Annotated in this window: 26 protein-coding genes and 1 tRNA gene; 9 read left to right on the top strand and 18 right to left on the bottom strand. The window is 62.2% G+C overall.

Features of this window, described 5'->3' with window-relative positions; translation table 11 throughout:
- Window positions 1-185: 185 nt before the first annotated feature.
- Together BN2476_RS08505 and BN2476_RS49905 are read right to left on the bottom strand one after the other, a co-directional pair.
- Complete coding sequence (locus tag BN2476_RS08505) at window positions 186-728, bottom strand: hypothetical protein (RefSeq protein ID WP_087733699.1); 543 nt, start codon at window positions 726-728, stop codon at window positions 186-188.
- Window positions 682-969 (bottom strand): hypothetical protein, encoded by a 288-nt coding sequence (locus tag BN2476_RS49905; protein WP_235850760.1) that lies wholly within the window; start codon window positions 967-969, stop codon window positions 682-684. The genes BN2476_RS08505 and BN2476_RS49905 overlap by 47 nt, the downstream gene beginning before the upstream one ends.
- A 503-nt stretch (window positions 970-1,472) precedes the next feature.
- Here BN2476_RS49905 and BN2476_RS08495 point away from each other — a divergent pair.
- From BN2476_RS08495 to BN2476_RS08485, 3 genes are all read left to right on the top strand, one after another.
- Complete coding sequence (locus BN2476_RS08495; protein ID WP_218274504.1) at window positions 1,473-1,994, top strand: hypothetical protein; 522 nt, start codon at window positions 1,473-1,475, stop codon at window positions 1,992-1,994.
- Window positions 1,995-2,003: 9 nt separating this feature from the next.
- Window positions 2,004-2,279 carry a hypothetical protein gene (locus tag BN2476_RS08490; protein WP_087733697.1) on the top strand — a complete coding sequence of 92 codons (276 nt, stop codon included), beginning with the start codon at window positions 2,004-2,006 and terminating at the stop codon, window positions 2,277-2,279.
- A gap of 77 nt (window positions 2,280-2,356) precedes the next feature.
- Window positions 2,357-2,857 carry a DUF2244 domain-containing protein gene (locus tag BN2476_RS08485; RefSeq protein WP_087733696.1) on the top strand — a complete coding sequence of 167 codons (501 nt, stop codon included), beginning with the start codon at window positions 2,357-2,359 and terminating at the stop codon, window positions 2,855-2,857.
- A gap of 660 nt (window positions 2,858-3,517) precedes the next feature.
- Here BN2476_RS08485 and BN2476_RS08480 read toward each other — a convergent pair.
- The 8 genes from BN2476_RS08480 to BN2476_RS08445 form a co-directional block, all read right to left on the bottom strand.
- On the bottom strand, window positions 3,518-3,955 hold the full coding sequence (locus tag BN2476_RS08480) for a potassium channel family protein (RefSeq protein ID WP_087733723.1): 438 nt from the start codon (window positions 3,953-3,955) through the stop codon (window positions 3,518-3,520).
- A gap of 512 nt (window positions 3,956-4,467) precedes the next feature.
- Window positions 4,468-4,884, bottom strand: coding sequence for a universal stress protein (locus BN2476_RS08475; RefSeq protein ID WP_087733695.1), 417 nt, complete (start codon window positions 4,882-4,884; stop codon window positions 4,468-4,470).
- Between the two features lie 147 nt (window positions 4,885-5,031).
- Entirely contained in the window at window positions 5,032-5,730 is a 699-nt protein-coding gene (locus BN2476_RS08470) for a response regulator (RefSeq protein ID WP_087733694.1), read from the bottom strand.
- 3 nt (window positions 5,731-5,733) lie between these two features.
- Window positions 5,734-8,550: a DUF4118 domain-containing protein gene (locus BN2476_RS08465; RefSeq protein WP_087733693.1), complete on the bottom strand. Its 2,817-nt coding sequence runs from the start codon at window positions 8,548-8,550 to the stop codon at window positions 5,734-5,736.
- Window positions 8,551-8,635: 85 nt separating this feature from the next.
- On the bottom strand, window positions 8,636-9,217 hold the full coding sequence (kdpC, locus tag BN2476_RS08460) for a potassium-transporting ATPase subunit KdpC (protein ID WP_087733692.1): 582 nt from the start codon (window positions 9,215-9,217) through the stop codon (window positions 8,636-8,638).
- Between the two features lie 85 nt (window positions 9,218-9,302).
- Window positions 9,303-11,450 carry a potassium-transporting ATPase subunit KdpB gene (gene kdpB / locus BN2476_RS08455; protein WP_087733691.1) on the bottom strand — a complete coding sequence of 716 codons (2,148 nt, stop codon included), beginning with the start codon at window positions 11,448-11,450 and terminating at the stop codon, window positions 9,303-9,305.
- 13 nt (window positions 11,451-11,463) lie between these two features.
- Entirely contained in the window at window positions 11,464-13,272 is a 1,809-nt protein-coding gene (kdpA, locus tag BN2476_RS08450) for a potassium-transporting ATPase subunit KdpA (protein WP_087733690.1), read from the bottom strand.
- Window positions 13,269-13,364, bottom strand: coding sequence for a potassium-transporting ATPase subunit F (locus tag BN2476_RS08445; protein WP_087733689.1), 96 nt, complete (start codon window positions 13,362-13,364; stop codon window positions 13,269-13,271). Before BN2476_RS08445 ends, kdpA begins: the two co-directional genes overlap by 4 nt.
- 567 nt (window positions 13,365-13,931) lie before the next feature.
- Here BN2476_RS08445 and BN2476_RS08440 point away from each other — a divergent pair.
- Window positions 13,932-15,905 carry an APC family permease gene (locus BN2476_RS08440; RefSeq protein WP_087733688.1) on the top strand — a complete coding sequence of 658 codons (1,974 nt, stop codon included), beginning with the start codon at window positions 13,932-13,934 and terminating at the stop codon, window positions 15,903-15,905.
- Between the two features lie 40 nt (window positions 15,906-15,945).
- Here BN2476_RS08440 and BN2476_RS08435 read toward each other — a convergent pair whose 3' ends face one another.
- Window positions 15,946-16,284 carry a hypothetical protein gene (locus BN2476_RS08435; protein ID WP_087733687.1) on the bottom strand — a complete coding sequence of 113 codons (339 nt, stop codon included), beginning with the start codon at window positions 16,282-16,284 and terminating at the stop codon, window positions 15,946-15,948.
- A 239-nt stretch (window positions 16,285-16,523) separates the two neighbouring features.
- On the opposite strand from BN2476_RS08435, the gene BN2476_RS08430 reads away from it, so the two are divergent.
- Window positions 16,524-17,336 (top strand): hypothetical protein, encoded by an 813-nt coding sequence (locus BN2476_RS08430; RefSeq protein ID WP_160111686.1) that lies wholly within the window; start codon window positions 16,524-16,526, stop codon window positions 17,334-17,336.
- Between the two features lie 93 nt (window positions 17,337-17,429).
- Here BN2476_RS08430 and BN2476_RS08425 read toward each other — a convergent pair whose 3' ends face one another.
- From BN2476_RS08425 to BN2476_RS08415, 3 genes are all read right to left on the bottom strand, one after another.
- Window positions 17,430-17,675: a hypothetical protein gene (locus BN2476_RS08425; RefSeq protein ID WP_143810922.1), complete on the bottom strand. Its 246-nt coding sequence runs from the start codon at window positions 17,673-17,675 to the stop codon at window positions 17,430-17,432.
- Between the two features lie 42 nt (window positions 17,676-17,717).
- Complete coding sequence (locus BN2476_RS08420; RefSeq protein WP_087733684.1) at window positions 17,718-17,936, bottom strand: hypothetical protein; 219 nt, start codon at window positions 17,934-17,936, stop codon at window positions 17,718-17,720.
- A gap of 258 nt (window positions 17,937-18,194) precedes the next feature.
- Window positions 18,195-18,416, bottom strand: coding sequence for a hypothetical protein (locus tag BN2476_RS08415; RefSeq protein WP_143810921.1), 222 nt, complete (start codon window positions 18,414-18,416; stop codon window positions 18,195-18,197).
- A 35-nt stretch (window positions 18,417-18,451) separates the two neighbouring features.
- On the opposite strand from BN2476_RS08415, the gene BN2476_RS08410 reads away from it, so the two are divergent.
- Entirely contained in the window at window positions 18,452-19,129 is a 678-nt protein-coding gene (locus BN2476_RS08410) for an ASCH domain-containing protein (protein WP_087733682.1), read from the top strand.
- 2 nt (window positions 19,130-19,131) lie between these two features.
- On the opposite strand, the gene BN2476_RS08405 is transcribed toward BN2476_RS08410, so the two are convergent.
- Window positions 19,132-19,374 carry a hypothetical protein gene (locus tag BN2476_RS08405; RefSeq protein ID WP_087733681.1) on the bottom strand — a complete coding sequence of 81 codons (243 nt, stop codon included), beginning with the start codon at window positions 19,372-19,374 and terminating at the stop codon, window positions 19,132-19,134.
- 32 nt (window positions 19,375-19,406) lie between these two features.
- On the opposite strand from BN2476_RS08405, the gene BN2476_RS08400 reads away from it, so the two are divergent.
- The 3 genes from BN2476_RS08400 (at window position 19,407) to BN2476_RS48055 (ending at window position 20,708) form a co-directional block, all read left to right on the top strand.
- Window positions 19,407-19,895 (top strand): DUF1643 domain-containing protein, encoded by a 489-nt coding sequence (locus BN2476_RS08400; protein ID WP_143810920.1) that lies wholly within the window; start codon window positions 19,407-19,409, stop codon window positions 19,893-19,895.
- 35 nt (window positions 19,896-19,930) lie between these two features.
- Entirely contained in the window at window positions 19,931-20,188 is a 258-nt protein-coding gene (locus BN2476_RS08395) for a DUF4224 domain-containing protein (protein WP_328590281.1), read from the top strand.
- 193 nt (window positions 20,189-20,381) lie between these two features.
- Entirely contained in the window at window positions 20,382-20,708 is a 327-nt protein-coding gene (locus tag BN2476_RS48055; protein WP_235850758.1) for a hypothetical protein, read from the top strand.
- A 326-nt stretch (window positions 20,709-21,034) separates the two neighbouring features.
- Here the strand turns inward: BN2476_RS48055 and BN2476_RS08385 are convergent.
- The 3 genes from BN2476_RS08385 to BN2476_RS08375 form a co-directional block, all read right to left on the bottom strand.
- Window positions 21,035-21,111: transfer RNA gene (locus tag BN2476_RS08385), tRNA-Pro, on the bottom strand.
- Between the two features lie 69 nt (window positions 21,112-21,180).
- Window positions 21,181-21,579: a MerR family transcriptional regulator gene (locus tag BN2476_RS08380; protein ID WP_087733679.1), complete on the bottom strand. Its 399-nt coding sequence runs from the start codon at window positions 21,577-21,579 to the stop codon at window positions 21,181-21,183.
- A gap of 56 nt (window positions 21,580-21,635) precedes the next feature.
- Entirely contained in the window at window positions 21,636-22,046 is a 411-nt protein-coding gene (locus BN2476_RS08375; RefSeq protein WP_087733678.1) for an integration host factor subunit alpha, read from the bottom strand.
- Window positions 22,047-22,060: the final 14 nt, after the last annotated feature.

The following is a 22,060-nucleotide window of genomic DNA, read 5'->3' as shown; positions in this document are numbered from 1 at the left end:
TTCCTCAGGCGACGGCCGTTGCGTCCCTCGCTCCTCGAAGAGCTCGGCCTGAAGCCGTTCTGCAAGACGAGCGGCGGCAAGGGCCTGCCCGGAACGCACCGCTCCGAATACAAAACGACCCGACAAATGCCGGGCCGTTTTTGTTTCCTGGCTCGCTGAAAATCTCAGCGAAAAACACCTTCAAATCAGGCGTGCTTCTCACCGAATTCGTTGAGCGGCACAGGCTGCCTGAGCGGATCGAAGTCGGCCCACCGCCCTTGTTGCCAGCGGCCGGTCGCGCGTTCGATCGCCGCGCCTCCCGCATCGCGCAGCACCCGCGCGGCTTCCCACTGGCTGTCCGGCGACACATGTACGGCCACCAGCACGCCGGAATCACGGATTTCTTCGTTGCTGGCTTCACGCGTGCTCACCATCGCGCCGGCCAATGACCCGACATACGCACTCACCCCGGCCGCGGCCAGCGACACGATAGGCGGCGCCGAAAACGCTGCGAAGATCCCGACGCCGACCATGGCGCCAACCACTGCGCCAATCGTGACACCTATCTCGGCACCCTTCGGCGCCTCCCTCGAGTCTGCGTCGGTGCCGGTATCGCCTCCGTGCTGGCCGGGCGGATTGACGAAAAACAGTGTGACGTCCTCCTCGACGAAACCGGCATTGAAGAGCCGTTGCGCCGCGTCTTCAGCGGCGGGAAATGTCGTAAAGCGTGCTGCGACGATGAGCGACATGTGGCCTCCTTCCATCGTTGACTAGCGGTTGCAGACTATGCCGCCACGCTTCACCCGCGCCGAGGCAAAGGTGTATGCGGTGGCACGCGCCACGGACTATGCCGTGGTGCCGCGATCGGGTTCCATGCCGTCCACTCTGAACAGGTCCGCTATGTAACAGTACTCCTTTGCCGCCGTACTGGTCGATCGCTTCGGCGCAAACCGAACGGATACGATTGCGTCCGTTGTCGAAAGCAGCCATTAAGGCGGATTCCAGCGCGGAATGGGCGCCGAAATGATCCGTACTTTTATCCCTGAGTATTTGCCTAAGGGGAACGAGCTTCCAGTGTCCTGTACTTCCAGGAGCATGTCGTCGACGTCGAACTCGATCGAGCAGTCGCCTTTTAACGGAGGCGGCTTGTACTGTTCGTCGAAGCGTCGCCGCACGGAAGCCCCAGCCGGTCCCGGAACGCCCCGCGTTGGGCCTTGTCCATCGTGGCGTCGCGATCGATCCGTGGTTTCGCAGGCATTTGATCCTCCACTGCGCGCTAAAAGATTAATTACCGATCCGCTGACAGGTCCGCCGCCGCCAACAACTGGCGTGCCTCAAGAGTCTCTTGTACGTACAGTCCATCACGCACGTTGTCGCCAGAACGTGGATCCTCCGTCGGGGTGGCGATAGTCATACGGCGCTATCAGTCTCGCGAACCGGAGGACTAGAATGAATTATCCGAATCAATCGGGAGAAAAATTGTGCAACTTCACATGGGTTCCCATCATTTCACACACGGCCAGCCCGACTGGCGGGCGGCCGTGCTGGCAGGGGTCATCGCGGGCACTGTGTTCCTGGTGTTAGGGGTCATCCTGATGGCACTGATGGCGGGCGGAAGTCTGCTGGAGCCCCCACGCATGGTCGCCGCGATCATTCTGGGGCGAGGCGCATTGCAATCGCCGCAAGCATTCTCGATTGGCATCGTGCTCGCGGCCTTTGTGGTGCATTTTGCCCTTGCCATCGTATTGGCGCTTATCCTCGGTCTGATCATGACGTCATTCAACCTTGACTCGAGCATGGGGATGGCTTCACTGGCGGGTGGCGCTTTCGCTGTAGCCGTTTACCTGATTAATTTCTACGGCATGACACGGCTTTTTCCGTGGTTCGCAGAAGCGCGCAATTCGGCCAGCCTGTTCGTTCACATCGTCTTCGGTATCGTGACGGCGAACCTGTACATGAGACTGGAGCGCAACACATCTCGCGGGGTCAAGGCGGACGCGGGCGGCCCGTCGTAGTCCAGTGCCGTGCTGATCGACCGGTCTGCAGAGCAGAAAAGGCTCGCCGCTCAACAACATGAGCACCTCGTCGAGATCGTCATGCTTGGCCACTCCCGTGAAAGCGCCGGTGTGTTCATCTTCCTGGACCCGCCGGCGCCGCCCGACACCCGGATGCTCGTCGTCACGGTGCTCGATGCCGAGACCGATGCGAGCGGAACGGTGACATTGCAAGCGTCGTGGACGCTGCGATCGGGGCAGCGCGCCCGCGCTACCTTGACGAGGGGCGACGTCTCGAACGTGTGATAGTTAGGAAGGCAGAGCGGTAGCGCGGCACGCGCATTGCGCGTCACGAATGGCTTCACGACGCGGGACTTTCGATCATGTACGCATACTTCAGACGGTCGTACGGGCCTGGCCCTTTCGACGGCGAAGGGGGTGTGCCGAGCCGCGAGTGGCGCCTCAAGCGCAACTGCTCCCTCACGCCGCGGCAGTCGCTCGCCGCGACCGTGTTCCTCATGGCGCTCGTCCTCGCGATCGGCGTGGCAGCGGCACTCGCATTCGGCGTGTGGCTCGCGCTGCCCTTCTCGATGCTTTGCACCGTGGCCGTCGGCATCGCCTTTATCGCCTACTCCAGGCACGCGACGGACGGCGAGGTGCTGACGTTCGCGCCCCCGTTCGTGATCGTCGAAGTACACGAGCGCGGACGCCGCACGATGTATCGGATGAATGCGGCCCGCTCGGCCGTGTCTCTCGGCGACAGCGATGGCGCTGTCTACCTTTGCGACGGCTGGCAGCGTATTCCCGTCGGACGGCAACTGCCTGCCGCCGCCCGCGCGGAGTTCGTGCGTCAATTGCGCCGCTTTATCGTGGCCGACTTTTGACATGCCGGCCGATGATCGCCCGGCATGTCTGATCGGCCGCACAGCAACACGCCGAGCGCCCCGACGATACCGACCGCACGCGATGCTCACGCCAATGATCGGCGCCACGCGAAATGCGCCGCCCACTCGCTCCGCTGCGGGCAACATAGTGCCGCTCGCCAGCGCGATCAGCCATCCTGCAACCAGGGGCAGCAGCAAAGCGTTGAGCACCTGGGCGGCGATGTTGGACTACAGAAGGCAATTGGCACGATTGTGAACCTCCGGCGAACCAATCATCAGCGTACGTCCGGCTGGCGGTTACAGAATCAAACCCCCATCTTTCTTGTGGGAGTGTGCCATGAAGACAGTTCGGCCTGAGCCGACACTCACGGGTCGACGTTTGTGAGGCAGCTCGGAGTTTCATTTCTGCCATTCGGACGTCCGCGACCGCGAATGTCACGTGTCGCTGATGCGGATGCGTACTTGCGACCCCAAAGCAGCCTTACGTGCTAGTGTTGGCCCGACGGCCGTTGACAAAAATACAGCGGTCATTCACCGCAAACGGCATGACCGTTTAGGCGCGTTGGCCAACTTTTAGGCAACTGCTCTACCTGAGCCGCGAAGTGCCGAGTATGGCCCATCCCGGCGTCCCGGCATTTGGCATGTGCGGTGCCTTCGCGGCTACTCCCGCTGCAGCCGAGCATGGTACTTAATCACATCCATGACCGCAGCCGTCATCACCGAGGTTGAGACTCCGAACATCAAGATACCGTTGGCAGCTTCAATTGGGCCAAGCATGCGCCATTGCTTGGACATGACAATGTCGCCGTAACCCAGCGTGATGAAGTTGACCGCGGAGTGGTACAGAGCAGTGGTGAAATCGGAAAACTCGCCCAAGAGTATGAACAGCGCAGCCCAGATTGCCATCTGGGCGAAATTGCAGAGCAAGGTCAGCAGCATCACGGTTATCAATAGCAGGACATCCACCCACAGCGCTGCCTGATCCTGAAATGTGCTCCGGAAGCTCGCGTAGCGGCGCAGGCAGATGGCTACGACCACGCCTTGCAGCAGCAGGCACAGGACCATGACCGGAGCGGCGGCCAGTACATTGTGCAGCATGGTTGACTCCGTCTTTGGGGAGCGCTCCCGTGGAAAAGGCGCCGCATTCGGGACGCGAAGGATTGCAAGTTTGAAACTTGCTACCTCGCCCAATCATAAGATCGCTCACATAGCGATGTCGAATAACCGGTTGTGGCCGGCCCGGGAAGTCCACCGCTTCGCGGTCGGCGGTGAGCGACCCGCAACAGCGCTTCGGGGTGGCGCAACGTCAATGACCGTGTCCGGGGGTGTAGCGGCCGACCATCTCTTTGAATCGGTTGGCAAACCAACTTTGATTTGTTCGGCACCTGCTCATGTCGGCAGACGCGAGCGCGTAACAAGACGAACAGGCGGCGAGACAAGTTGCCGCTATAGAAGTCGTTGAAGGCAACGGTCACAAGCGAAGCAACCGACGGTAGGCGTCCGTTCCCAGCGCGCGCTTCCGCAGTACTTCGCAGAATGACCTCCACAATCATCCGATGGCAGACATTGAGCGTCCGTCGTCCGGTTCGACGACCGCGGTACATCCCCTGTCAATGCAGCATCGTGATGGGCTTGGGACTCAGCCGCCACAATCTGGCGAGCATGCCCCACTTCCGGAAGAACCCCAGACCACTCGCGTCGAGCACCACGACATCCGCGCCATCTCTCGCGGCATACGTGGCGATGGATTTTTCAGGGGGACCAAAAATACGCTTCCACGTATAGGGCACACCGGCATCATCGAGTATCGCGCAAGTCCGCGCCAGCGCATCGCGCATCGACAGCTTCTCGCGCCGCCGCAACGCCGCACGCGACTGGAACGCCACAGTGCGCCCTTCGCCCACCTCGTCCAGCACTTCGATCAGTTCGACCTGCGCCACGCATTTTTCAGCAAAAAGAAACACCGCGTGGCGCGCGGCTTCGAGCGCGCCCGCCTCGCAAAGCACGGGGATCAGCAGCTTCAACATCTTCAGCCTCGACAGGGATCTTCCCTGCTTTCATTGCAGCACGCCGCCCATCAAGACGCCGAAAAAATTTGTACGGCAGGTGTAAAAACGCTATCAATCTCCAGCGGCGCTACACCTCACGTTCCATACATGCCAGGTCCTCGCCGCCTACCTCACGCCGACCAGCCGATAACCCACGCCCGTTTCGGTGACGATGTGCACCGGCTGCGCCGGATCACGCTCGAGCTTGTGCCGCAAATGTCCCATGTAGATGCGCAGATAATGCGCGTTCTCAGCATGAGCGGGTCCCCAGACCTCCTGCAACAACTGGCGCTGTGTCGGCACGCAACCCGCGTGACGCGCCAGTGCCACCAGCAGCCTGTATTCGATTGGCGTCAGATGGATCGTGTGGCCATCGCGTTCGACCACCCGCGCGTCGAAGTCCACCAGAACGTCGCCGAACGCAATTTTCGACATCCCGTTTGTGCCACTGCAACTCTGCCGACGCAACAGCGCCCGGATCCGGGCCGTCAGCTCAGCCGCGCCAAACGGCTTCGTGATGTAGTCGTCCGCGCCGGCGTTCAATGCCGCGACCTTGTCTTCTTCTTTCGACCGCGCCGAGAGGACAATGGCGGGCACAGCAGACCAGTCCCTCAGCACGCGGATCACTTCGACGCCGTCGATATCGGGTAGCCCCAGATCGACGATCACCAGGTCCGGACGGGAAACGGCCGCCGTGGAGAGCCCCTCGCGCCCCGTCCCAGCTTCGACGACACGCATGCCCTCGCGTTCCAGCGAAGCACGCACGAAGCGCCGGATATGTTTTTCGTCTTCGATCAGGATGATGGTGAGAAGAGGTTCTGTCATGACCTAACCACGACCCGGCGTCGTGTTGATCGCGTGGGCTGCCTGGGCTGGCTCAACCGCTTCGTCGGGAGGTTCGATGACCCCACTCTCATCCGGCGGGTTCTCATCTGCCGGCAGCAGGAACCAGAACGTCGCGCCCAGCACATGACCGCTTTCATCGGTCCGGTTCGACGCGCCTATCCTGCCCCCGTGCGCCTCGACAATCGCCCGGCAGATGGACAGACCCAGACCGATCCCCGGCTTTGCGGATTCCTTTTCCCCACGGGTGAACTTGTCGAACACGCGTGACTCCATGCCCGCCGGCAGACCCGGTCCGCTATCTGTCACCTCGACCCGGACATGACGATGGCCATCGTCACGCAGCACCGATGCATCGATCATCAGCGTCGAGTCGGCCGGTGTGTACTTGGCCGCGTTCTCGAACAGGTTCGCAAACAGGCGTTCCACCAGTACCGCATCAAGCTGCACGAGTGGAAGATCCGAAGGGATGCGGGTCTGGATCCGGCGTTTGCCGAGCATGCGCCGGGAGTCCCTGATGGCAGCACCGACCACTTCCTCGATCGACGACCACTGGCGGTTCAGCCGCATGCTGCCTTCCTGCAGACGCGCCATGTCGAGCAGATTGGTGACGACACCCGTCATCCTCAGTGCCTCGTCGTGAATCGCTTCGGCGAGTTCCTGTGCCTGACGCCCACCCGACGCCGCCCCACCCTGTTCAGCAAGCACCGATGCGAAACCCACGATCGCCGTCAGCGGCGTACGCAGATCGTGCGAAATCGCGGACAGCAGCGAATTGCGCAGACGCTCCGATTCCATGCTGACGAGTGCGTCCTGCGCGATCTCGACGTAGTGCACCCGTTCGAGCGCCAGCGCGATCTGCGCGACGAACGTATCGAGCATGCGGCGTTGCTCCGGCACGGCAAACTCATCCATCCGCGCGCCCAGAAGGGCCATCACGCCGCGCGTGCGCATCGGTGCCTTCAGCGGCAGATACAGGGCCGTCGCCGCCGGCAGCGTCTCCGTCCCGTGACCGGCCGGCTTCTGCTGGTCATAGACCCATTGGGCGATATCGCGATCGAGATCCGCGTCGTCGAGCGTCATCGCCGGATCGGGATTCTCGACCTTGGGCCGCACCTTCTCCGCGCTATCGGGCAGCAGGATCGCCGTGCGAGCCTGAAACACCTCGCTCACGTGACGCATGCCAATCTCGATGATCTGGTCCGTCATCAGCGCGCCACCGAGTTCCCGCGTCATCGCGAACATCGCGCCGGTACGGCGCTCGCGCAGCGTGGCGAGACGCGCCTGACGCTTCAGGCTTGCCGTCAGGTGACTGATCGTCAGCGACGTCATCAGCATCACGGCGAAGGTCAGCAGATATTGCGTGTCGGCGACGGTGAACGACATGCGCGGCGGCACGAAGAAGAAATCGAAGGCCGCTACGCCGAGAAACGAGAACATCACGCCTGGTCCGCGCCCCAGCCGTGCAGCCGTGAACACAGCGCCGAGCAGATACAGCATCACGAGATTGGCGAGCGCGATCCGGTCGAGCAAACCGCTGGCGACGGCCGTAATCGCCGCACAGATGGCGAACGCATACGCGTAAGCAGCACCAGAAGAACGGCGCGTTTCCGTGCCGGGCCCGGCGAAACCGCGCACAGCATCGTGACGCTCGGCGGCCTCGCGCACGGCGCCGGAATTGACGAGCGTGACGTCGATATCGCGCGCGGACCAGACCATCTGCTGCGCGACAGAGGGTGTCAGCCGCGCGCGCCATCCCGCCAACGACGATGCGCCCACCACCAGCTTCGAGACGTTGCGCATGCGCGCGTAGGCAATGACCGTGGGCGCGACGTCGTCGCCCTGCAGCGTCACCGTTTCCGCGCCCAGTTCGGAGGCGAGCCTGAGTGCGTCGAGCGTGCGCTTGCGAATCGGGTCGGGCAGACGCTGAAGCCTGGGCGTCTCGACATACACGGCGAGCCAGTCCGCTTTCTGGCTCGATGCAAGACGAGCCGCCGCTCGCACGAGATTGCTGCTCTCCTGGCCCGCGCCGACGCACACGATGATGCGTTCGCGCGCCTGCCAGATACGCTCGATCGACTGATCGGCGCGGTACTCGCGCATCTGCGCATCGACACGATCTGCGGTTCGGCGCAGCGCCAGTTCGCGCAGCGCGATCAGATTGCCCTTGCGGAAAAAATTGCGGACGGCGTGCTCCGCCTGCTGCGGCATATACACCTTGCCTTCGCGCAGACGGTCGAGCAGTTCCTCCGGTGGCAGATCGACGAGCGTCACCTCGTCGGCGAGATCGAACACGCGGTCGGGCACCGTCTCCCACACACGGATGCCCGTGATCTGCCCGACCACATCGTTCAGGCTCTCGAGATGCTGGACGTTGACCGTCGTGTAGACGTCGATGCCCGCGTCGAGCAACTCCTGCACGTCCTGCCAGCGCTTCAGATGCCGGCTGCCCTGGACGTTCGAATGCGCGAGTTCATCAACCAGAATGAGCTGTGGCTTGCGCGCGAGCGCGGCGTCGAGATCGAACTCGGCGAGCAACCGGCCGCGATATTCGATTCGTGCCGGCGCAATGAACTCCAGGCCTTCGATCAGTGCGAGCGTTTCCTTGCGCCCATGCGTTTCGACGATGCCCACGACGACATCGACGCCTTCGTCCTTGCGACGCCTTGCGGCCTGCAACATTGCAAACGTCTTGCCGACGCCGGCCGATGCACCAAAGAATATCTTGAGCCGGCCGCGCTGGCTCTTTTCTTCATCGCGCTGGATCCTGTCCAGCAGTTCGTCGGGATCGGGCCGGTTCATCGCGCCTCCCCTGCGGGTCATCCCGTCATCGGGCTATCACGTTTTAGCGGCACGCGCCCTGGCCGCGTGCCGCGTTGCGAGGGCCTCAATGCATCGGCCTGAGCTGGTCGAGCGCGAGGTTGAGCTTCAGCACATTCACACGGCGCTCGCCCAATACGCCGAGTTGCCGCCCCGACATGTTCTGCGCGATCAATCCGTCCACCTGCTCGCGGGACAGTCCGCGAGCCTTCGCGACGCGATCGGCCTGATACGCGGCCGCAGCCGGCGAAATATCCGGGTCGAGGCCGCTACCCGACGACGTAGCCAGATCGACAGGCACGGGTGCCGTGTTCGACGGATCGGCATCGTGAAGCGCGGCGAGGCGCCCCTTCACTTCATCGGCGAGCGCCGGGTTGGTCGGGCCGAGGTTCGAGCCACCGGAGCCCTGCGCGTTATATGGATTCGGCGTCGTGGCCGACAGGCGCCCCCAGAAGTAATATGGCGCATCGAACTGCTGTCCGATGATTTCCGAGCCGACCGTCTTGCCGTCCTTCTCGATGAGGCTGCCGTTCGCCTGATGCGGAAATACCGCCTGGCTGACCGCCGTGACGACAACGGGATACACGATGCCGGTCACCACCGTCAGCGCGACGAACAGCACCAGCACGGGTCGCAATGCGTTCTTCATGATCGTTGACTCTCAAAGCCATGTCTGTTGAAAAAGGCCGGACAGGCAACACGCTATGCCCATCCGGCAAGGTCACACGGTTCGCTCATGACCAGCCCATCGCGCTGATGAACAGATCGATCAGCTTGATGAACGGGAACGGCAGCAGAATGCCGCCCAGCCCGTAGATCAGCAGATTGCGGCGCAGCAGCGCAGCGGCGCCGAGCGGGCGATACTTCACCCCTTTCAATGCGAGCGGGATCAGGAACACGATGATCAGCGCGTTGAAGATCACCGCCGAAAGAATCGCCGACGATGGAGAAGTCAGGCGCATCACGTCCAGCACGCGCAACTGCGGATACGTCGTCGCAAACGCGGCCGGAATGATCGCAAAGTACTTCGCGACGTCGTTGGCGATCGAGAACGTGGTGAGCGAGCCGCGCGTCATCAGCATCTGCTTGCCGATCTCGACGATCTCGATCAGCTTGGTCGGATTCGAATCGAGGTCGACCATGTTGCCCGCTTCCTTCGCGGCCTGGGTGCCCGTGTTCATCGCGACGGCGACATCGGCCTGCGCGAGCGCGGGCGCGTCGTTGGTGCCGTCGCCCGTCATCGCCACCAGCCGTCCTTGAGCCTGATGCGACCGGATCGTCGTGAGCTTGGCTTCGGGCGTCGCTTCGGCGAGGAAATCGTCGACGCCCGCTTCCGCTGCAATCGCCGCCGCCGTCAGCCGGTTGTCGCCCGTCACCATCACGGTCCTGATGCCCATCTTGCGCAGCTCGGCGAAGCGCTCCTTGATGCCGCCCTTGACGATATCCTTCAGCTCGATCACGCCGAGCACACGGGCGGGACCTTCAGTCGCCCCATGTGCGCCCGGTTTCTCCGCCACGACGAGTGGCGTGCTGCCGCGTCGTGCAATGTCCGTCACCGCGTTGTTGACTTCCGCGGGATAACGGCCTCCGTTCGCCTCGACAAACAGCTTCACCGCGTCCGATGCTCCCTTGCGGATTTCCCGGTTCGGCAAGTCGACGCCGCTCATTCGCGTTTGAGCCGTGAAGCCGAGGAAAGTGGCGTGCAGCGCACCCATGTCCCGCTCGCGGATATTGAAGCGTTGCTTCGCAAGCACGACGATGCTGCGCCCTTCCGGCGTTTCGTCGGCGAGCGACGCGAGCTGGGCCGCATCGGCGAGGTCGTGCTCCGTTACGTCCGGACCCGGGACGAACGCGGAAGCTTGACGGTTGCCAAGCGTGATCGTGCCCGTCTTGTCGAGCAGCAGCACGTCGACGTCGCCGGCGGCTTCCACGGCGCGGCCCGACGTCGCGATCACGTTCGCCTGCATCATGCGGCTCATGCCCGCGACGCCGATCGCGGACAACAGGCCGCCGATCGTCGTCGGAATCAGGCAGACGAGCAAGGCGACAAGCGCCGTGATCGTCACCACATGGCCCGTCTTCATCGCCTCGACCGAGAAGATCGAGAACGGCAGCAGCGTCGCGGTCGCGAACAACAGGACGAGTGTCAGCGCGACGAGCAGGATGGTCAGCGCGATCTCGTTCGGCGTCTTCTGACGCTTCGCGCCTTCGACCATCGCGATCATGCGGTCGAGAAACGCCTCGCCCGGATTGACGCTCACGCGCACGACGATCCAGTCCGACAGCACGCGCGTGCCTCCCGTCACCGACGAGAAATCGCCGCCCGACTCGCGGATCACGGGCGCGGATTCGCCCGTGATCGCCGATTCGTCGACGGAAGCCACGCCTTCGATTACGTCGCCGTCAGCAGGGATGACGTCGCCCGCTTCGACGAGCACGACATCGTCCTTGCGCAGATCGGTCGACGTCGTGATGCGGATCGGCGCCTTCGGATGCGGCTCGTTGAGCTTCTTGGCCATCACGTTGTGCTTGGCGCTGCGCAGCGAGGCGGCCTGCGCTTTCGAGCGGCCTTCCGCGAGCGCTTCGGCGAAGTTCGCGAACAGCACCGTGAACCACAGCCACAGCGCGACCGCGAGGATGAACCCGGCGGGCGCTTCAGCCTGGCCGGCAAGCGCGGCGAGCCAGAGGATCGTCGTCAGAATGCTGCCGATGTAGACGCAGAACATCACCGGGTTGCGCAACTGCGTGCGGGGCGCCAGCTTCCGGAAAGAATCGACGATCGCGGGTTTGACCAGCACCGGATCGAACATCGAACGCGCCGCCGTGCGAGCCTGGCCGAGATTGTCAGGACGATGGGTAGGCGGTTGTTTGGCAGTAGTCATGCTTACCTCGATTTCAATGACCGGCGATCATCATCAGATGTTCCACGACAGGACCGAGCGCGAGCGCGGGCACATAGGTCAGCGCGCCGACGAGCATCAGCGTGCCGAGCAGCAGCACGACGAAGAGCGGTCCGTGTGTCGGCAGCGTGCCGCCCGTCACCGCGATGCGCTTCTTCGCGGCAAGCGACCCGGCGATGGCGAGCACGGGGACGAGCGAGCCGAAGCGGCCGAACCACATCGCGATCGCCGTGAGCCAGTTGTAGAACGGCGTGCTCACAGTGAGGCCCGCGAATGCGCTGCCGTTGTTGTTCGCAGCAGAACTGAACGCGTACAGGATCTCGGAGAATCCGTGCGCGCCCGGATTCGCGATGCCTGCCTTGCCCGCATCGGTGAGCACGGCAATCGACGTGCCGACCAGCACCAGAAACGGTGTCAGCAGGATGGCGATCGACACCATCTTCATCTCGAACGATTCGATCTTCTTGCCGACGTACTCAGGCGTTCGGCCGATCATCAGCCCCGCGACGAACACCGCCAGCAGCGCGAACACCAGCATCCCGTACAGCCCCGAGCCGACGCCGCCGAAAATCACTTCGCCGAGCTGCATCAGCAGCAGCGGCACGAGGCCGCCCATCGGCGTCAGCGAATCATGCGTGTTGTCCACCGCGCCGCACGACGCGGAAGTCGTCGCGACCGTGAAGATGCCCGACTGCGCGATACCGAAGCGCACTTCCTTGCCCTCCGCGTTACCGCCCGCCTGCATCGCGGACGCGTGCTGGTCGACGTGCAGCGACGTGAAGAGGGGATTGCCCGCCTGCTCGGCCGAAATCTCGCCGACGACGGCCACCGTGAAGGCGATCGTCATCGCGGCGAGCACGGCGTAGCCCTGCCTGCCGTCGCTCACCATGCGCCCGAACACGATGCATAGCGCAGCGGGGATGATCAGCATCGACAGGATCTGAATGAAGTTCGACAGCGGAGTCGGGTTCTCGTACGGATGCGCGGAGTTCGCATTGAAGAAGCCACCGCCATTCGTGCCGAGCATCTTGATCGCTTCCTGCGATGCGGCGGGCCCCATTGCAAGCGTCTGCTTGTCGGCCTTGACGTCCTGCATCACGGGATTGCCCTTTGCGTCCTTTACGGCGTTGCCCTGCGCATCGGTTTTCGGCACCTGGTAGGTCGTCACCTGGAGCGTCGGCACGTCCTGATAGGACCTGAAGTTCTGGATTGCGCCCTGGCTGATCAACAGCAACGACACCACGACCGCGAGCGGTGCGAGCACATAGAGGGTGATGCGCGTCAGGTCGACCCAGAAGTTGCCGATCGTCTGCGTGGTGTGCCGCGCAAAGCCGCGGATCAGCGCAACGACGACGGCGATCCCCGTCGCCGCCGACAGGAAGTTCTGCACCGTGAGACCCATCATCTGCGCGAGATAGCTGACGGTCTGCTCCGGTGAATAGTCCTGCCAGTTCGTGTTGGTCACGAAGCTGACGGCCGTGTTGAACGCCCCATCGGGCGTCATCGGACCGAACGATTGCGGGTTCGCCGGCAGCCACTGCTGGAGCCGCAGAAAACCGTAAACGGCCAGCACGCCGAGTGCATTGAACAACAGCACGGCCAGCGCATAGTGCTTCCATGACATTTCCGCTTCGGGGTCGACGCCCGCGAGGCGACACAGAAAATGTTCGACGGGGCGGCCTATCGTGCGCACGACGACGGACGAGCCATCGAGCACGGACGTCATATAACGTCCGAGCGGAATGGCGAGGCCGATCAGAACGACGATAAAGAGGGCCGACTGGAACAGGGTGTTGGCGTTCATTCCAGATCCTCCGCACGCAGCAGCGCGTACACGAGGTAGACGAGCAGAAGCAGCGTGGCGGCGCTCGCCAGCCACATCATCCAGGCGGTCATGGACGGCCTCCCGGCGCGCGATTGCGCAGTTTGTCGCAACCCAGCGTCAGCGCGACGCCCAGCGCCCAGAAAGCTGCAATTCCGAGGAGATAGAACACGTCCATGGGAAGGTCTCCCGCGACGGATGGGGACAGCGTGAACGGTAGATCAGTTTGGGTAAATGCCGCAGCAAGACCGAGGCGTCCCGTATAAAAACGCCGTAAACGAAAGACAGTTTGAGAACGGCCGCGTGACGCGGCCTATCAGGTCGGCACTCCGCCGTGACCCGAATCACAGAAGCTTCCTTGTCGGCCAGAGCGGGCAGTCTCGCCTTGTGAAAGCACAACTGAACAATGTGTAAGCCTTTCGTTGCCATTCCGAAGTCGGCCTACCCGGGTAAGGCCGACTGGCGCACGATTTCGGCCTCGCCTACATTTGCACCACCGACAGCCGCACAACGGCCGGACCTCTGACGATCCGTCTTCCAGGGTGCGCGCAAACGCGCAATCAGAGGCTCGCGCCGAGGCCACCGTGACGGATGCAGGCATGCGTGCCCGCATTGAACCGCTAGAACGGAGAGGACAAACTATGGCCACCCTGAACAAGATGTGGCGGCTGATTGTCGGCAGCCCGCTCGATCCACTCGATCCCCGCACCCGTCATGCGATTGCCGTCACGCCGCTGCTGGCGTGGGTCGGACTCGGCGCGGATGGGTTGTCCTCGTCCTGTTACGGGCCGGAAGAAGCGTTCCTTGCATTGGGACAGCACACGGCGCTCGCGCTGTTTCTCGCCATCGCCACGGCGGCTACGGTTTTCATCATCGCGCTCGGTTACAACCAGGTGATCGAACTGTTTCCGACAGGCGGCGGCGGTTATCGAGTGGCCACCGCCCTGCTCGGTCCGCGTCCGGGCCTCGTATCGGGCGCGGCGCTTCTCGTCGACTACGTGCTGACGGTGGCGACATCGCTGGCGAGCGGCGTCGATGCTTTCTTCAGCCTGTTGCCCGTCGGTGCCCAGGAATTCAAGCTCGCGACCGAGTTCATCCTGATTGTTCTGATGACAGGCCTGAATTTTCGCGGCATGCGCGAATCGATCCTCGTGCTGCTGCCCATATTTCTCGGCTTCGTCGTGCTGCATTTCGGCTTGATCGTCTACGGCGTCGCCGTGCACGGCAGCAATCTGGCCTCCGTCGTTCCCAGCGCAACCAGCGAGGCGAACGGCATGTCGCACGCGCTCGGTCCGCTCGTCGTCACAGCGCTGCTGATGCGCGCCTTCTCGCTCGGCGGCGGCACGTACACCGGCCTCGAAGCGGTGTCGAACAACGTGAACATGCTTGCCGAGCCGCGCGTGCCGAACGGCAAGGTCACGATGTTCTATATGGCGACATCGCTCGCGTTCACGGCGGGCGGCATCATCCTGCTCTACATGCTGTGGCACGCGAAACCCGTCGAAGGACAGACGCTCAATGCCGTCGTATTCGGCAGCGTGATCGATCATCTCGGGCTCGGCTCGTCGTTCGCCCGGCATGCGCTGCTCGCGGCCGTCCTTGCGTTCGAAGCAGGACTGCTGCTGGTGGGCGCGCAAACCGGCTTTCTCGACGGTCCGGCCGTGCTGTCGAACATGGCCTCTGATTCGTGGGTGCCACGCCATTTCCGCGACCTGTCGACACGACTGGTGCGCCAGAACGGCATCATCGTGATGGGCGTTGCGAGTCTTGTGATCCTGTTCTGGACGCATGGCAACGTGGATGTGCTCGTCGTGCTGTACAGCATCAACGTGTTCCTGACATTCAGCCTGTCGCTGCTGGGCCTGTGCGTGTACTGGTGGAAGCATCGCGGCGACGGAAGCCATTGGGTACGCCATTTCGGATTCTCCGCGCTGGGGCTCTCCGTCACGAGCGCGGTTCTCGTAATCACGCTGATCGAGAAGTTCACCGCTGGCGGATGGCTCACCGTGCTGGTGACGAGCGCCGTGGTCGTGCTGTGCGTGCTCATCAAGCGTCACTACAGCGATACGCGCGCGCAGATCGCAAAAGAGGATGCCCTGTTTGCAGGTGCTGCCCCTGAAGTCGATGCCGATGCGGCGCCGGCCAAACCCGACCCGTCCTTGCCCACCGCGATCCTGCTCGTCGGCAAGCACCGGGGCGCAAGCATGCATGCGTTATTGTGGGTGAACCGGCTGTTTCCCGGACACTTCAGGAGCATCATCTTTCTCGCCGTCGGCGAAGTGGATGCGCAAAGTTATGAAGGCGCGGAGCATCTGGAGAAACTACGGCAGACGATCACTTCATCGCTTGACTATTACGTCGCGCATTGCCGGCGGCATGGCATCGCTGCCGATTACCGGATCGCCTTCGGCACGCATCCCATCGGCGAATTCATGAAGCTTGCCGAAGCCACAATGGATGAATTTCCAAATAGCGTGTGCTTCGCCAGCAAGCTGATCTTCAAGCGGGTCAATTTCCTGACGGCGTGGCTTCACAACCAGACGCCCGTCGAAATACAGACACGCCTTCATTTGCAGGGCCGGCAAATGGTGCTGCTACCGATGAATGTCGGATAGAAGATCTGCGATCTTGCAACGCGCGTGTGAGGTCTCATGGTCAGTCTGCGCGGCTCACGTGGAACTCGGTCGTCGATGCAGCAAGTCCGCCTTCGAACTCGATGTGAAGCACGACCAGCCGGCGCCTCGGACAGTCCTGCCGGATCCTCACGGTGCGACCGCCGCGTATTTCCGCGGAACTCAGAAAACCTTCGTCGCGCGCGTGGGGCCATGCGTGCTTCGCATCGGAGCGTATCCATGCGCTGAGAATCGCGCACCACGCAAAACTGAAAAAGGTCGTCAGGCCGAGTGCACTGTCTGGATGATTCTGGTGCGCGACAAAGGCGAAGGTAGTCGTCAGAATCTGGTTGACTGGCACGACAAGCACAACGATCTTCATTACTGCCCTGGTACGCGGTGCGTGTCGATGTGCGCTTCCTGGCGGTCGCAGTCGCATGGGATGTGTCTCTCACGTCGAAACAGGCGTCGCATTACGCCCGCGCCGCCGAGCGCGTGGAGCACGCACAGGTCCAATACGACGAGTTCGCACCGAAGGGCTAAACCCTGCGCGCCCGAGCGGGCAAGGCGCCCGCTGGCGTCGAATGCACGTGTCCCGAATGTGGCGCGTTGCTGCGCTATATGGCTCGTGCGTTGCGGGCGGCGTCCGGTGATGCCGAACCGGACGAGGAAGCCATCGCGAGCCTGCCCGAATACGAGCGCAGCCTCAATGTGCTGGCGAATGCGCTGGCGAACGCGAAGACCGAACTCGAGCGCGCCGATCAGGCCGCGAAGCAACTGCGCGCGCTCGAAGATGCTGCGGCCGACGACTGCGACGTGACGGACACGGGTAGCCTCCAGGCGGGCCTGAGCGAGCGCACCACGCGCCGCCGCGAGCTGGTTGCTGCCATCGAGAAATTGCGCGACGCGCAGCGTGCAGCACTCGCCGCGGAGCAAACCGCCAGCAAGGCCGCCGGCCATCACGCCGAGGTGATGGCATGGGATGCGATTGCCGAAGCGCTGTCGCCGGATGGCATACCCGCCGACCTGCTGCGCGAAGCGCTCAGCCCGATCAACAACGAGTTGGCCGCGCTCGCCACGCTGTCCGAATGGGCGACCGTCACGATCATGCCCGACATGGAAATCGTGTCGCAGGGGCGACCGTATGCCCTGCTCTCCGAATCGGCGCAATGGCGCGCGGACGCACATATCGCGTGTGCGATCAGTATCCTCGCTGGTCTGCGGATTCTCGTGCTCGACCGCGCCGACGTGCTGGTTGGCCAGGAGCGTGAGCGCCTGTTCTACTGGCTCGACGACCTTGCCTATGCCGACAGGATCGACACCGCGCTGGTGTTCATGAGCCTCAAGTCGCCGCCCACCGGTTTGCCCGAGAGCTTCGACACGTTCTGGATCGAGCGCGGCGTCGTGCGCGCCGCACAACTGGAGGCCACCTAACATGCGCCACTACAGCACGGCACAAATGATCGAGCGTCACGCAGAGCTGCTCGACGGCCGCACGCACGATGGATTCCCGGAGTTGCGATGAACCTATCCGTTGCCAACCTCGGTCCCTTCGACTCCGAGGGAGACGACCTTCACAACGAATTCCAGTGCATCAGCTTCGGAAAGGCCGCCTTTAAGAAGCGGCTCGATGCTTATGTGCTTCGGCGGGAGAAGACCTCCCTGCTTTCCGGGAGGAGGCTGAACCATGATCGATGCTTCGGCTTTTGCCGCAATCAGCATCACGATGATCTGATGACCGTGCACCACATGTCTTCTGCTGAGGGCCGTCATGGCAGTCTCCAAATTCATTGTGGAGAAATCGTAGCACGCGGCCTAAGCGCCGTTCTGATTGCACCACTGGATCGCCCAACGCTGCGCCGCTTCGATAGCGTCCGCGTCGGAGGGATAGTCACCGAGGTCACCCGAATACTTCACTTCTACGGCTTCACCGCCAGCCGGGTCGCGCCGATAAATCTTCGCGCGGGCGTAGTAGCGACCGCCTTCATCGAGAGGCGACGCGTCGATATGGAACTCCTTGTAGTCGAACCGCATGGTCGGCTCCGAAAAGGTGCACTACTCGTCGCGCTGGACAAGTTGCGGGCGCCCCGTTGCGTCTGGACCGGTGTTCACCAGCTTGTTCCGGTAGTCGCAGCCAGGACAAATGAAAAAAAATCCGCCCTCGTCGGACTTGGCTTCGACCTGATCGAAGGCGAAACGCGCATTGCAGTTTCGGCAAGTCCACATGGCTATCTCCGACGCCGTTTTCGCCGCTTGGGCGGTTGCCGAGGTTCTGAAGGTCGGCGCGGCAATTCAGAACTCTTGTTCATTAAGCAACTTCTTAGCAAGAGTGCGCGCCGCGTCCCGCGCCTGATCCTCGTGCGGGAAATCAGTTTCGGTTTTGTGCAGAACGTCCGATTCGGGTTCGGCTCCCACTTCTCGCAAATGAACGATTCCCCGATAAGTGCCTGTAACGGTCTTCATCACACGAACTCGTGCGATGTGCGTGTGGGTTGCGTAGATTTCATCGTCCACGACCATCTCCCATTCACTCTCAAAGGGATCGTAGCATGAAGGAAAGACCGATCCTCTCCAGCGGCCCGATGGTGCGCGCGATTCTCGAAGGGCGAAAGACGCAGACGCGCCGAGTCGTGAAGCTGCCGCACAACAACCCACTCGTCGCATGGGAACCGACCAAATTCGGCGGCCCAGAAGGCGGACGAACCGCCGCGGGAGACATCGTTCCGGAGCAAGGCGCTATCTGGCACACACGCACTGGCGATTGCCTGATCAGCCCCCATGGGCAGCCGCGCGACCGTTTGTGGGTGCGAGAAAGCATGGCGGCGACCCGCGACCAAGCCGGCATCATCGTCGACTGGCACTACGCGGCCGGCGGCGCGAAGGTGCCGCGCATGCCGAACCTGCGTCCCGAGTTTAACGATGCGATGGCTTTCGCCCACCTCGCCCGCAAGGCAGTTCCTTCCATCGATATGCCGCGCTGGGCGTCGCGCATCACGCTCGAGGTGACGGGCGTGCGCGTCGAGCGCCTGCACGACATCAAAGAGGACGATGCGAAAGCTGAAGGCTGTGCGCCAGCGTGGCTCGACGTCGATGAGGAAACGGTCAACGCGTACGGCGCGCCGACGTACCGTCAAGGCTTCGCGCGTCTCTGGCGCGACATCAGCGGCGACGAGTCATGGGACGCGAACCCGTGGGTATGGGTGGTCGGGTTCAGGAGGGTGTTGTGAACTTACGCTTCGCTGAATTTTTCTTCATCGATGATCACTCTGGCATAAGCGCTTGCGGCGACGCGCGCCAAGTCCTCAGACGGGAAGCTGCCGGGTACGTTCTTGTGCGACACAAGGGCTTCGACGACGCCATCCGACCGTTGCTCGCGGATGTCGATAGTGCAACGCCACTCGCCTGCGGGGCTGTAGCTTGCCGAGACGCGATAAAAGTAGGACCTATATCGCGTGAATCCATTCAGATCCATGGCTCACTCCCAATCGTTACGGGAATCCTAGCATGCAATACCTGACCGACAATAACCTCGCGGGCGAGCGCGGCTGCATCCTGAGCGATTGCTACACCTATCGCTACCTGCTGACGCGTCCCGCGGAATCGATGCACCCGATGAAGTCGACGGCTCTGTTCGTGATGCTCAATCCGAGCACGGCGGACGGAACGCTTGACGATCCGACGATTCGTCGTTGCCGAGGCTTCGCGAAGCTTTGGGACTGCAATGGCCTCGCCGTGGTGAATCTATACGCGTTGCGCTCGGCCGATCCGGCCGCGCTTTGGTCGCATCCCGATCCTGTCGGTCCGGACAACGACGACTATCTGTGGAATTTCGCGCGTGAATGTGGCGACGTCGTATGCGCGTGGGGTTCGCGTGCCAAGCCGGATCGCGCCGTGCGCGTTGCCTGCATCCTAACTGACGCCGGCGCTCGACTGCGGTGCCTCTGCATGACCAAGGACGGCGCGCCCACGTCACCCGCTCTATGTGCGCTCTGATCAGCCGCTGATCGAGTGGCGAGCCGTCTCGACGGATGCCCGCATGTCGAACTCCTGCGAGGTATATGATGGATTCGCTGACGCTCACTGAGGCTGAGATTGTCGAAGCCACCGGCTATTGTCAGCCCTGCCGTCAGCTCTCCGCACTCCAGCGGGCCGGCATTCCCGCCGATCGCCGACCAGACGGCAGTGTCCGAGTCTGGCGACACCATGTATATGGCGTACCGGCGGCGACCCCACAACAGCCACGGCGCCGAGAACTGGGACTTGAGTCTGATCGTAAGGCAATCTAACTAATCATGATCGGAAGAAGGAAAAGACCGTCGCCCCTTACCTGCGCGCGTCTATGAAAAGAATGGCGCCTGGTACTTCGTAGATCTTCGCCGCAAGTGGCACAAGCTCTGCCGTGTGAGCGAGGGAATGGTGACGCTCTACACGCAGTTCGCGAAATTTACGCGCGACGCGGACTCACGTCGCGCAGACACAATGCCCGCGCTGATTGACGACTGGCTAGTCAAAAAGCTGAACAAGTACGCGCTGTCGACGCGCGAGGAATACCGGCGGATGGTAACTTTTATCAAGTCGAAATTCGATGACGAGTGGCTCATTACGGACGTGAAGCCGACGCACATTGCGCGGTTTCTCGACAAGCACTTCGAGATGAAGCCGAATGCGAGCAATAAGTATCGTGCGCTGTTTTCGTTGTTATTTGCGCATGCGGTGCGCAAGGGCTTGCGCGACACTAATCCGGCATCGGAGATCGGCGGAGCCGTGGAAAAAAACGCGATCGCTATATTACCGACGACGAGTTGACCGCCATCCGCGCGGCTGCACTAATTGGGCGAGACGGCAAGCCAACGGATTCAGGGCCTGTGATCGTTTGCCTGATCGATCTGGCTTACCAGACGGCACAGCGCATCAGCCACCTACTCGCATTGAACTGGCAGGACGTCTCGGCAGAAGGGATCTTTTTCAACCCGGCGAAAACGGTGAACAGCAGTGGCGTGCGACGCTCGAGTTGCCTCAATTCGCCTAGAGCGGCAAAGATTCGCATGTGATGCGCGGCAACCAAGTTAGACAATCGGGTTCCAGTTAGACAAAAGGCTCTCCGGGCAAAACCCGGAGAGCCTTTTCCAGTCTGGTCGGGGCGAGAGGATTTGAACCTCCGACCACCTGCACCCCATGCAGGTACGCTACCAGGCTGCGCTACGCCCCGAAAGCATCAAAGTATAACAGACACTTCACGCGAATAGAACTGCAACAATCGACAACCGCAATAAATTCTTCAATGTCCGAGCAGGTCGATCACCTGCAACAACTCCTTGCGCAACTGATCGACGTCGACGGTGGCAGTGGTCGGCTGTACAACCGTCCCTTCGACAACCTCGCCTTCGCCTTCTGCGCCCTGCACGGCGCCATGCGAATCGAGCCGGTTGCGCGCACCGTTGATCGTGAACCCCTGCTCGTACAACAGCTCGCGGATTCGCCGGATCAGCAGCACTTCATGATGCTGATAGTACCGCCGATTGCCCCGACGCTTCACCGGACGCAACTGCGTGAACTCCTGCTCCCAGTATCGCAGCACATGTGGCTTCACGCCGCATAGTTCGCTGACTTCACCGATCGTGAAGTAGCGCTTCGCGGGAATCGGAGGCAAGACGACTTTTTCCATCGTCGCTGTCATCGTCAGTTAGCGGTCGGTTAAACCGTCGTAGTGGTTGCGCGGGGCGCGCGATGCGATCAGCGCGCGAAGCTCTCTTCGGCGCCGTTCTCAACCAGCGCCTTCAGCTTTTGACTTGCATGGAACGTCACGACGCGGCGCGCGGCGATAGGAATCGCCTCGCCCGTTTTCGGATTTCTGCCGGGACGCTGCGGCTTGTCGCGCAACTGGAAGTTGCCGAAGCCGGACAGCTTCACGCTGTCGCCGCTCTCCAGCGCGTCGCGAATCACCTCGAAGAACGCTTCGACCATGTCCTTCGCTTCCCGCTTGTTGAGCCCGACATTGTCGAACAGCAGCTCGGCAAGTTCAGCCTTGGTGAGCGTCGGTGCTTCGGCCGACGCGCTGGAGGTCGATGAAGGAATATCGCGAATCATGGCGCTACGTTGCGCCGAAAGAAGGGCTTCGAAATCACTCGAGTTCATTTCATTCATATCTGTCAAATGGC

Source organism: Paraburkholderia piptadeniae (genome assembly GCF_900007165.1).
GTDB classification, from domain to species: domain Bacteria; phylum Pseudomonadota; class Gammaproteobacteria; order Burkholderiales; family Burkholderiaceae; genus Paraburkholderia; species Paraburkholderia piptadeniae.
This window is presented reverse-complemented; position numbering and strand designations above follow the sequence as displayed.

Excerpts from the sequence above, each read along its gene's own strand:
- BN2476_RS08505 (WP_087733699.1), bottom strand. The coding sequence starts at position 728 with ATGTCGCTCATCGTCGCAGCACGCTTTACGACATTTCCCGCCGCTGAA.
- BN2476_RS49905 (WP_235850760.1), bottom strand. The coding sequence starts at position 969 with ATGGCTGCTTTCGACAACGGACGCAATCGTATCCGTTCGGTTTGCGCC.
- BN2476_RS08495 (WP_218274504.1), top strand. The coding sequence starts at position 1,473 with ATGGGTTCCCATCATTTCACACACGGCCAGCCCGACTGGCGGGCGGCC.
- BN2476_RS08485 (WP_087733696.1), top strand. The coding sequence starts at position 2,357 with ATGTACGCATACTTCAGACGGTCGTACGGGCCTGGCCCTTTCGACGGC.
- BN2476_RS08480 (WP_087733723.1), bottom strand. The coding sequence starts at position 3,955 with ATGCTGCACAATGTACTGGCCGCCGCTCCGGTCATGGTCCTGTGCCTG.
- BN2476_RS08475 (WP_087733695.1), bottom strand. The coding sequence starts at position 4,884 with ATGTTGAAGCTGCTGATCCCCGTGCTTTGCGAGGCGGGCGCGCTCGAA.
- BN2476_RS08470 (WP_087733694.1), bottom strand. The coding sequence starts at position 5,730 with ATGACAGAACCTCTTCTCACCATCATCCTGATCGAAGACGAAAAACAT.
- BN2476_RS08465 (WP_087733693.1), bottom strand. The coding sequence starts at position 8,550 with ATGAACCGGCCCGATCCCGACGAACTGCTGGACAGGATCCAGCGCGAT.
- kdpC (WP_087733692.1), bottom strand. The coding sequence starts at position 9,217 with ATGAAGAACGCATTGCGACCCGTGCTGGTGCTGTTCGTCGCGCTGACG.
- kdpB (WP_087733691.1), bottom strand. The coding sequence starts at position 11,450 with ATGACTACTGCCAAACAACCGCCTACCCATCGTCCTGACAATCTCGGC.
- kdpA (WP_087733690.1), bottom strand. The coding sequence starts at position 13,272 with ATGAACGCCAACACCCTGTTCCAGTCGGCCCTCTTTATCGTCGTTCTG.
- BN2476_RS08445 (WP_087733689.1), bottom strand. The coding sequence starts at position 13,364 with ATGACCGCCTGGATGATGTGGCTGGCGAGCGCCGCCACGCTGCTTCTG.
- BN2476_RS08440 (WP_087733688.1), top strand. The coding sequence starts at position 13,932 with ATGGCCACCCTGAACAAGATGTGGCGGCTGATTGTCGGCAGCCCGCTC.
- BN2476_RS08435 (WP_087733687.1), bottom strand. The coding sequence starts at position 16,284 with ATGAAGATCGTTGTGCTTGTCGTGCCAGTCAACCAGATTCTGACGACT.
- BN2476_RS08430 (WP_160111686.1), top strand. The coding sequence starts at position 16,524 with ATGGCTCGTGCGTTGCGGGCGGCGTCCGGTGATGCCGAACCGGACGAG.
- BN2476_RS08425 (WP_143810922.1), bottom strand. The coding sequence starts at position 17,675 with ATGACGGCCCTCAGCAGAAGACATGTGGTGCACGGTCATCAGATCATC.
- BN2476_RS08420 (WP_087733684.1), bottom strand. The coding sequence starts at position 17,936 with ATGCGGTTCGACTACAAGGAGTTCCATATCGACGCGTCGCCTCTCGAT.
- BN2476_RS08410 (WP_087733682.1), top strand. The coding sequence starts at position 18,452 with ATGAAGGAAAGACCGATCCTCTCCAGCGGCCCGATGGTGCGCGCGATT.
- BN2476_RS08405 (WP_087733681.1), bottom strand. The coding sequence starts at position 19,374 with ATGGATCTGAATGGATTCACGCGATATAGGTCCTACTTTTATCGCGTC.
- BN2476_RS08400 (WP_143810920.1), top strand. The coding sequence starts at position 19,407 with ATGCAATACCTGACCGACAATAACCTCGCGGGCGAGCGCGGCTGCATC.
- BN2476_RS08395 (WP_328590281.1), top strand. The coding sequence starts at position 19,931 with ATGCCCGCATGTCGAACTCCTGCGAGGTATATGATGGATTCGCTGACG.
- BN2476_RS48055 (WP_235850758.1), top strand. The coding sequence starts at position 20,382 with ATGCCCGCGCTGATTGACGACTGGCTAGTCAAAAAGCTGAACAAGTAC.
- BN2476_RS08380 (WP_087733679.1), bottom strand. The coding sequence starts at position 21,579 with ATGACAGCGACGATGGAAAAAGTCGTCTTGCCTCCGATTCCCGCGAAG.
- BN2476_RS08375 (WP_087733678.1), bottom strand. The coding sequence starts at position 22,046 with ATGAATGAAATGAACTCGAGTGATTTCGAAGCCCTTCTTTCGGCGCAA.